This window comes from Tatumella saanichensis (genome assembly GCF_000439375.1).
Taxonomy (GTDB): domain Bacteria; phylum Pseudomonadota; class Gammaproteobacteria; order Enterobacterales; family Enterobacteriaceae; genus Tatumella; species Tatumella saanichensis.
Genome location: NZ_ATMI01000012.1, coordinates 158,189 through 166,984, shown reverse-complemented (window position 1 = coordinate 166,984; position 8,796 = coordinate 158,189). Strand labels below are relative to the sequence as shown.

The following is an 8,796-nucleotide window of genomic DNA, read 5'->3' as shown; positions in this document are numbered from 1 at the left end:
TACGGGCCGTGCTGACGCACGTTGCCTCACGGTGTTCGGCTCGAACCTTAGTCGAAGGTTCTCGTCCTTCTCCGTGGAGAATATACTTTATTGGGAATGAATTTTCGGATGAAGTGTCATTTGAAATGGTGGTGGGAGAAGGATGATTCGCCTGGCGGCTCACCCTACGGGCCGTGCTGACGCACGTTGCCTCACAGTGTTCGGCTCGAACCTTAGTCGAAGGTTCTCGTCCTTCTCCGTGGAGAATATACTTTATTGAGAATGAATTTTCGGATGAAGTGTCATTTGAAATGGTGGTGGGAGAAGGATTCGAACCTTCGAAGTCTGTGACGGCAGATTTACAGTCTGCTCCCTTTGGCCGCTCGGGAATCCCACCTAATTTTGAACGCTGCGCTGTGCGGCGAAGCGGGGTGCATAATAACAGAACCTTTTATCCTGTAAACAGGCAAAACGGCCTTTACGCACCGTTTGCCTGTTTTTTACACGCAAAAGAAAGAGGGTGGTTATTATCTGCCCGATATTAAAGAATAATTGTCCGGTTACCGTAAACAAATACGCGTTGAGCTAACACTTTGTCTAAGGCACGACTTAGGGCATTTTTCTCGACGTCACGTCCGGCACGCATCATATCCTCAGCAGTGAAACTATGATCAACATGGATCACATCCTGCATAATGATCGGCCCTTCATCCAGATTATCATTCACGTAGTGCGCGGTAGCACCGATAATTTTAACACCACGCTCGTAAGCTTGATGATAAGGACGGGCACCGATAAAAGCGGGCAAGAAGGAGTGGTGAATATTGATGATCTGATTTGGGAAACGTTTAACAAACTCCGGCGTCAGTACCCGCATATATTTAGCCAATACCACATAATCTGGTTGGTAGCGCTCAATCTCATCTGCCATTCGCATATCATGCTCTTCACGGGTGTAACCCTCATGACTTATCAGAACAAATGGGATATCAAAGCGTTCGACCAGTGAGCGTAGCGTTTCGTGGTTACCGATAACTGCAGCAATCTCCATATCCAAGCCACCGAATGCGCTTTTCATCAGTAGATCACCCAAGCAATGGGCTTCTTTGGTCACCATAATCACCACACGGCGGCGTCCAGAAGGGGTCAGCTCACGGAGCGAACCGGTAGGTAACGCACTGTCGAGGTCCGCCAGAAGGGTGGTGTCGTTGAAAATCCCTTCAAGCTCGGTACGCATAAAAAAGCGCCCAGTGCGATGATCAACAAACTCATTGTTCTGCACGATATTCAGCTCATGCTTGTAACAAATGTTGGTGATTTTAGCGATCAGACCCTTGGCATCAGGGCAGATTGTTCTGAGAACTTTTTTTTGTAATGTCTGGGCTTGCATTTGCAGAGTATCCTGTCGAATCAAATATCAGTCTTGGGTGCGCTTTCAGGAAGCACAACATTTTTTATATTTTTTTCCTGAGCCACAGGGACAGGTCTCATTACGGCCTGCCTGCAGGTGAACACCGTCAATATAGTACCAGTCTTGTTCCCTGAGGAGAAAGCGAGAACGTTCATAAATTGCTGATGTGTGTTCATTATCGCGGTAACGGGCAAAGAAGGTGACAAAGGCCTCATTACTATCTTTTTGATGATTATGTGAGATAACATTCAGCCCCAACCACTGTGTCTGGCTGCTATCAGCCTGCAAGGCGGCACTCAATTGCGGTGTTCTCTGACTTTGGTCCCAGGTAGCCAGTAACCAGTCGTTGTTTTGTTGCGTATAGGCCGTGTAGCGTGAGCGCATCAGTGCTTCTGCATCCGGCGGGACCTGTTCTCCGCTGATGTATCGACCACAGCAACTGGTATAAGGTTTAAGGGTGCCGCAAGGACAGGTTTGAGTTGACACATTATCTCCGAGAAATGACTACGGGTTCAGGCTTCAATTCAGCAGGGTAAAGCACAGCGCTGACAGTGAAATGTTCAAGGTTGAACTATACTACAGTTGAATGGCCAATTGTCACGTTGGCAAAGGCGAGTATTTGCAGGACCATCTTGAGGTTGTCGGGAAGGGAGTCCTGATCAGGGGGAAGCAGTTCACAGGTAATAACAACAAGGTTTAGTATGAGCAATACATTATCCGGAAAACTGATCCTGATAGTGGATGATGAAGCGGTGTTTTCATCGTCACTGAAGGCTATTTTGGAAAGTATGGGCGCACAGACATTGCTGGCGACAGATGGTCAACGGGCACTAGAGATGTTGGTACAACGACCCGTCGACCTGATCATCTGCGATGTAGAGATGCCAGTCATGGATGGTGCCGAATTTGTCCGACAGGTCCGCCGTGAGGGGTGTGAGCTGCCCATCATTATTGCCACAGCCAGTCAGAAGGTCTCTGAAATTGCCGGCATGCTAAGACTTGGGGTTCAGGATGTGATCCTAAAACCTTTGGATGATATCCAGCGTCTGCAAGATGTGTTATTGGAAAGTTTATACCCGATGATGTTTTCATCGCCGAGTCGCGAAGATGAACAGCTGTTCGAGGGCTGGGATACTCTGATCCGTCAGCCAGAAAAAGCAGTGCAGTTATTAAAACAACTTCAGCCGCCGATCCGTCAGACTTTGGCAGATATGCGGATCAATTACCGTCAATTGACCAGTACCCAGCAACCCGGCTTGGTGTTTGATATTGCCGCCTTGTCAGAGCATCAATTGGGTTTCTATATTCTTGATGTCACACGCGCTGGCAACAATGGCGTTATGGCCGCCTTATTGTTGCGGGTCATGTTCAGTGAGTTGTTGCGACACAAAGTCTCCGATAACAACCAGTCGCTGCCAGCTGTTAATAGTATTTTGCATGATATTAATCAGCTAATTAAAGATGCCGGAATGTCTGGGCAATTTCCGTTGCTGATCGGCTATTATAATAAGCAGCAGCATAATCTGTTAGTCATCCCTGCAGGATTGCACGCAGCCCTCACTTTTGACGGGAAAACCCGAGTATTAGAATCCGGACCTCCGGCGGGAACATTTGAGAAGATCCACGCGAGCCAGCATAGTTTTCACCTAAGTGCTTGCGAGTGCGTAGTTTCTGGTGCCGGTGGGCGGTTGAATATTATGCTTGCTACAGAGCACTAACGGCAGATGAGTGAACAATCAATTATTTTTGCGCATCAATGATTAGTATAAGTCCTAAATTTATAACAAATTAACCGGCGGGGATTTTCCTTTGCCGGGAACTGTTATACTGTCTGTGTCCTGAACACTAAATTCCGGGTTTACCTGACCCCTATTTGAGGTATGTTGATGTCTGCTCATAAATCGAACATTAAAAAAGCGGTAATTCCTGTTGCGGGATTAGGTACCCGAATGTTACCAGCTACAAAAGCCATTCCTAAAGAAATGCTGCCGCTGGTGGATAAACCACTAATTCAGTACGTAGTCAATGAATGTATTGCTGCTGGAATTAATGAAATTATTCTGGTCACCCATTCTTCTAAAAACTCTATCGAAAACCATTTTGATACCAGCTTTGAATTGGAAGCCATGCTGGAGAAACGCGTTAAGCGTCAGCTGCTGGATGAGATTCAAGGTATCTGTCCTCCTCATGTTACCATTATGCAGGTACGTCAGGGCGTTGCTAAAGGTCTGGGTCATGCGGTGATGTGTGCACATCCATTAGTCGGTGATGAACCGTTCGCTGTTATTCTGCCGGACGTTATTATTGATGAATATGACGCTAACCCTAACCAGGATAACTTGGCTGAGATGTTAAAACGCTTTGATGAAACCGGAAACAGTCAGATCATGGTTGAACCAGTGGCTGACGTGACGGCTTACGGCGTTGTTGATTGCCAAGGCGCAGAACTGAAAGCTGGCGATAGCGCACCTATGGTCGGTGTGGTTGAAAAACCTAAAGCGGCTGAAGCACCGTCAAATCTGGCGGTAGTAGGGCGTTATGTGCTGTCTCAGGACATCTGGCCATTACTGGCAAAAACACCTCCGGGTGCTGGTGGTGAAATCCAGCTGACGGACTCTATCGCTATGCTGATGGAAAAAGAAACCGTTGAAGCTTATCACCTTAAGGGTCGCAGTCATGACTGTGGTAACAAACTGGGATACATGCAGGCATTCGTCGAATATGGCGTGCGTCATCCAGTTTTAGGTGAAGACTTTAAAGCTTGGTTACATAAAACCGTTGACTGATTGAGCGGTATCTAACAGGTGATCAAAGGCGATGTTATTATCGCCTTTTTTAATGGCTACTCTCCGATCCCTTATCAACCAAGGGAAAACACGTTTCCAATGCGTTCATTCATCCCATCGATTTCTATTATAATGTTCCTGGGTCGTTGCACTGGGGTAGCCAGAAAAGTATCTTTCATCATCGCTGCTGTCTGAAAGACCCTTAAATAATCCACTTTCATGATAAGGTGATCGCTTTTCGATATTATTGTCGTCACCGCGGAGTTAGCCGAGGGATTGCGAATGTGGTGAGTCAGAGCGATGAACAGGGAAATGATTAACCAGAAGTATAGCGGGGCAGGTGGTTCGGAGTAATAAAAAAGCAGGCGTAACCCTGCTTACTGAGTGTGCATCTTTAACCACCGGACATCACAGCTTAGAGTGCAAAATCTTCCAGCGTTTTACCTTCGGATTCCATCGCCTTACGGATCACTGCGGGGGTACGTCCTTGACCAGTCCATGTACGGACTTCACCCTGTTCATCAGTGTATTGATATTTTGGTGGACGAGCAGCACGACGTGCTTTGATGGCGGGTTTCGCCTCTTCTACCGCCTGCAACAGATCACTAGGGTCAATACCATCGGCGATTAACATTTCGCGATATTGTTCCAGCTTACGTTGTTTCTCTGCATTCTGGGCGGCTGTTTGAGATTCTTCTTCACGTCGTTCATTAACAATTACTTCGAATTTTTCCAGCATCTCTTCAAGAGTTTCAATGCTGTATTCTTTGGCTTGGGCACGAAGTGTACGAATATTATTTAACGATTTAATGACATCGCTCATTGTCCGGTTCTCACAATTTAAATGATGTTATGCTGGAAAATATAATCATAGTCTCAGCTAAATTTTACTGCAACTCATTCGTTAAGAGGGATCGGTAGCTTATATTACTTATTTACAGAAATCTGCCGATGACAACAAATAAAAATGGGATAAATAACCTCTAACCTTGCTTGTCTGAGCACCCTTGCGGTCAAAGGTTATGTTAATATAGCCGCCATTACTGATACTGAGCTGAGACCTATCTATGGCACAACTCTATTTTTATTATTCGGCAATGAATGCCGGTAAATCCACTTCACTGCTGCAGTCTTCTTATAACTATCAAGAGCGCGGCATGAAAACAGTGATTTACACTGCGGAAGTTGATAACCGTTTTGGTCATGGGAAAGTCAGCTCACGGATTGGTCTGTCATCGGAAGCCCGATCCTATACTCCGCAAACCGATATCTTGGAACAGATCACCGAGTTACATCGGCAGGAACATCTACACTGTATTCTCGTTGATGAAAGTCAATTTCTGACTCGTCTTCAAGTGCGTCAGCTAACAGATGTGACAGATAATCTTGATATTCCAGTGTTGTGTTATGGCCTTCGAACTGACTTTCGCGGTGAATTATTTGAAGGTAGCCAATACCTTTTAGCTTGGGCGGACAAATTAGTGGAACTAAAAACCATTTGCCACTGCGGGCGTAAAGCTGGAATGGTACTGCGACTGGACAGTCAAGGAAAGCCATTTAAGGAAGGAGAACAGGTCGTGATCGGCGGTAACGAGCGTTATATTTCGGTGTGCCGTAAACACTACTGGCAGGCAATAGAACAGGGCAGCAGCAGCGCCGTATTTGGTCACCATCCCTGAAAATAACAGGCCGGTGAGTACACCGGCTTGATTTCAAATAATTGACGCCACCGCCTAAGGCGGTGGCGGTTATCATTTTTTCGCGGTTTTCTTGGTCTTGGTTGGCGTCGAGTTCTGCTGTGCAGGCACAGTAATGTCAGAGACTTCTTGATAGGCTCGACCGTAATAGCTGTCCAGTAATATCTGGCGGAGCTCGGAAATTAGAGGGTAACGGGGATTGGCGCCAGTACACTGATCGTCAAATGCATCTTCTGCCAGTTTATCAAGACGAGCTAAGAAGTCCGTCTCTGCCACGCCGGCATCGCGAATCGACGCGGGCACCCCCAGATCCTTTTTCAAAGCTTCCAGCCACTCTAACAGTGCGATTATCCGTGCCCCGGTTCGATCTTCTGCTGTGCCCAGTCCCAAATGTTTGGCGATTTGCCCATAACGACGTCTTGCCTGTGGACGATCATATTGGCTGAATGCGGTCTGTTTTGTGGGGTTATCCGTAGCGTTATAACGGATAACGTTGCAGATTAATAAAGCATTAGCCAGTCCGTGGGGAATATGGAACTCAGAGCCCAGTTTATGGGCCATAGAGTGGCAGACCCCAAGAAAAGCATTGGCAAAGGCAATACCGGCCAATGTTGAGGCGTTGTGCACTCTTTCACGGGCTAACGGGTTACGAGCCCCTTGGTGGTAACTGTCGGGTAGGTGTGCCTTCAGTAACGTCAATGCCTGCAAAGCCTGGCCGTCAGAATATTCATTGGCTAGCACCGACACATAGGCCTCTAGGGCGTGAGTAACGGCATCTAATCCGCCAAATGCACACAATGACTGTGGCATTTCCATGACCAAGTTAGCATCAACAATAGCCATATCTGGTGTCAGGGCATAATCGGCTAACGGGTATTTCATACCGGTGAGGTCATCGGTTACCACCGCAAAAGGGGTGACTTCCGAACCGGTACCTGAGGTGGTGGTGATAGCCACCAGGCGCGCTTTGATCCCCATTCTTGGGAAACGGTAGATGCGTTTACGGATATCCATAAATCGCAGCGCTAGCTCTTCAAAATGGGTTTCTGGGTGTTCGTACATTACCCACATGATTTTGGCGGCATCCATCGGTGATCCGCCACCAAGGGCAATAATCACATCCGGTTTGAAGCCGCTCATTTGTTCAGCTCCTTTGCGAACAACACTCAGGGTAGGATCAGCTTCGACTTCCGAAAATACCTCGACCTCGACCCCTTGAGCTTTTAAAACTCGTGTCACTTGGTCCGCATAGCCATGGTTAAATAGGTAACGGTCAGTGACGATGAACGCACGCCGTGCGCCGTCAGAGGCGATTTCCTCCAATGCTACCGGCAGGCAACCTCGGCGGAAATAGATAGATTTTGGAAGTTTATGCCACAACATATTTTCCGCCCGTTTAGCGACTATTTTTTTATTAATGAGGTGCTTAGGTCCGACATTTTCCGAGATTGAATTGCCGCCCCAGGAACCACACCCCAGTGTCAATGATGGGGCCAGCTTAAAGTTATATAAATCCCCGATACCTCCCTGTGAGGCTGGCGTGTTGATCAGCACCCGCGCAGTTTTCATCTTCTCACCAAACTCTCGGATACGCTGCGGCTGATTATCTTGGTCGGTATACAGGCAGGAGGTGTGACCAATGCCACCCAACTCAACCAATTTCTCTGCTTTAAGCAGGGCATCATCGAAATTCTCTGCGCGGTACATCGCAAGCGTCGGTGAGAGTTTTTCATGGGCAAAGGCTTCTGATTCATCAGCCAGTGTGACTTCCCCGATGAGAATTTTTGTGGAGCTTGGGACGGTAATGCCAGCCAGTTCAGCGATACGGGTGGCAGGTTGGCCCACGATAGCGGCGTTCAACTCACCGTCTTTCAGGATAACGTTGCGTACGGCCTGTAATTCTTTGCCCTGCAGCAGATATCCACCGTGGCTGGCAAAGCGTTCTCTGACCAGAGGGTATACCTTACGGTCAACAATCACTGACTGCTCCGATGCACAGATGACTCCATTATCAAAAGTTTTAGACATTAGAATGGAGGCGACCGCTCGTTTGATATCAGCCGTTTCATCAATCACTACCGGTGTATTGCCGGCACCGACGCCAATGGCGGGTTTACCGGAACTGTAGGCAGCCTTGACCATACCAGGCCCCCCGGTGGCGAGGATCAAGTTAATCTGCGGGTGATGCATCAACTGGTGGGAAAGTTCCACCGAGGGTTTATCGATCCAACCAATGATCCCATCCGGTGCACCGGCGGCAACGGCAGCCTGTAGGACGATCTCGGCTGCCCGATTGGTCGCTTGGCAGGCCCGAGGGTGAGGGGAGAAAATAATACCGTTGCGTGTCTTGAGGCTGATTAATGCTTTAAATATAGCGGTAGACGTGGGGTTGGTGGTCGGGACTATTCCACAGATAATGCCGATGGGCTCTGCAATGGTAAGTGTGCCCCAAGTATCATCGGTTTCCAAAATACCGCAGGTCTTTTCATCTTTGTAGGCGTTGTAAATATATTCCGAGGCAAAGTGGTTTTTGATGACTTTATCTTCGACAATACCCATTCCAGACTCGGCAACAGCCATTTTTGCCAGCGGTATTCGTGCATCTGCAGCAGCCAGTGCTGCAGCACGAAAAATCTTATCAACCTGCTGCTGGCTGAAACCGGCATATTGCTGTTGTGCCTGTTTTACCTGCTCAACGAGAGCATTCAGTTGTTCGGAATTAGTGACGGTCATGGTGTGCTCCTGAGGAAAATGAAACTTTTAGTAAACCGGCCTGCTGCCAGGCAGGTATGTTTACTGAAAGGATTTCACATCAGGGAGTCTGCGGCTTGAGGTCATCGTAGCGACCGGTGACAAGCGGTTCACTGATGCAGATCAACCGGTGGTGAAGCTGACACCATTCAGCAGAGATAAGTGTGAGCTG

Annotated in this window: 7 protein-coding genes, 1 tRNA gene and 2 other RNA genes; 3 read left to right on the top strand and 7 right to left on the bottom strand. The window is 47.9% G+C overall.

The window, feature by feature from the left end; all coding sequences use genetic code 11:
• From DW47_RS16910 to DW47_RS0106490, 5 genes are all read right to left on the bottom strand, one after another.
• A non-coding RNA gene (locus tag DW47_RS16910) (RtT sRNA) lies at nucleotides 1-86 on the bottom strand; the annotation flags it as partial.
• Between the two features lie 40 nt (nucleotides 87-126).
• Nucleotides 127-251: non-coding RNA, RtT sRNA (locus DW47_RS16905), on the bottom strand.
• Between the two features lie 40 nt (nucleotides 252-291).
• Nucleotides 292-376, bottom strand: a tRNA-Tyr gene (locus tag DW47_RS0106500).
• A 144-nt stretch (nucleotides 377-520) separates the two neighbouring features.
• Nucleotides 521-1,369: a formyltetrahydrofolate deformylase gene (purU, locus tag DW47_RS0106495; RefSeq protein WP_029685588.1), complete on the bottom strand. Its 849-nt coding sequence runs from the start codon at nucleotides 1,367-1,369 to the stop codon at nucleotides 521-523.
• Nucleotides 1,370-1,414: 45 nt separating this feature from the next.
• The gene (locus tag DW47_RS0106490) at nucleotides 1,415-1,876 is read right to left on the bottom strand and encodes a YchJ family protein (RefSeq protein WP_029685586.1); all 462 of its coding nucleotides are present in this window, start codon (nucleotides 1,874-1,876) and stop codon (nucleotides 1,415-1,417) included.
• A 215-nt stretch (nucleotides 1,877-2,091) separates the two neighbouring features.
• On the opposite strand from DW47_RS0106490, the gene rssB reads away from it, so the two are divergent.
• The gene (rssB, locus tag DW47_RS0106480; RefSeq protein ID WP_029685585.1) at nucleotides 2,092-3,108 is read left to right on the top strand and encodes a two-component system response regulator RssB; all 1,017 of its coding nucleotides are present in this window, start codon (nucleotides 2,092-2,094) and stop codon (nucleotides 3,106-3,108) included.
• Nucleotides 3,109-3,276: 168 nt separating this feature from the next.
• Nucleotides 3,277-4,176: a UTP--glucose-1-phosphate uridylyltransferase GalU gene (gene galU / locus DW47_RS0106475; protein WP_029685584.1), complete on the top strand. Its 900-nt coding sequence runs from the start codon at nucleotides 3,277-3,279 to the stop codon at nucleotides 4,174-4,176.
• Between the two features lie 415 nt (nucleotides 4,177-4,591).
• Here the strand turns inward: galU and hns are convergent, their stop codons facing one another.
• A complete protein-coding gene (gene hns, locus DW47_RS0106465) occupies nucleotides 4,592-4,999 on the bottom strand; it encodes a histone-like nucleoid-structuring protein H-NS (RefSeq protein ID WP_029685583.1) in 408 nt (135 codons plus the stop codon).
• A 244-nt stretch (nucleotides 5,000-5,243) separates the two neighbouring features.
• Between hns and DW47_RS0106460 the strand changes: the two genes are divergently transcribed.
• A complete protein-coding gene (locus tag DW47_RS0106460) occupies nucleotides 5,244-5,855 on the top strand; it encodes a thymidine kinase (RefSeq protein ID WP_029685582.1) in 612 nt (203 codons plus the stop codon).
• 72 nt (nucleotides 5,856-5,927) lie between these two features.
• On the opposite strand, the gene adhE is transcribed toward DW47_RS0106460, so the two are convergent.
• The gene (gene adhE / locus DW47_RS0106455) at nucleotides 5,928-8,606 is read right to left on the bottom strand and encodes a bifunctional acetaldehyde-CoA/alcohol dehydrogenase (RefSeq protein WP_029685581.1); all 2,679 of its coding nucleotides are present in this window, start codon (nucleotides 8,604-8,606) and stop codon (nucleotides 5,928-5,930) included.
• Nucleotides 8,607-8,796 lie beyond the last annotated feature (190 nt).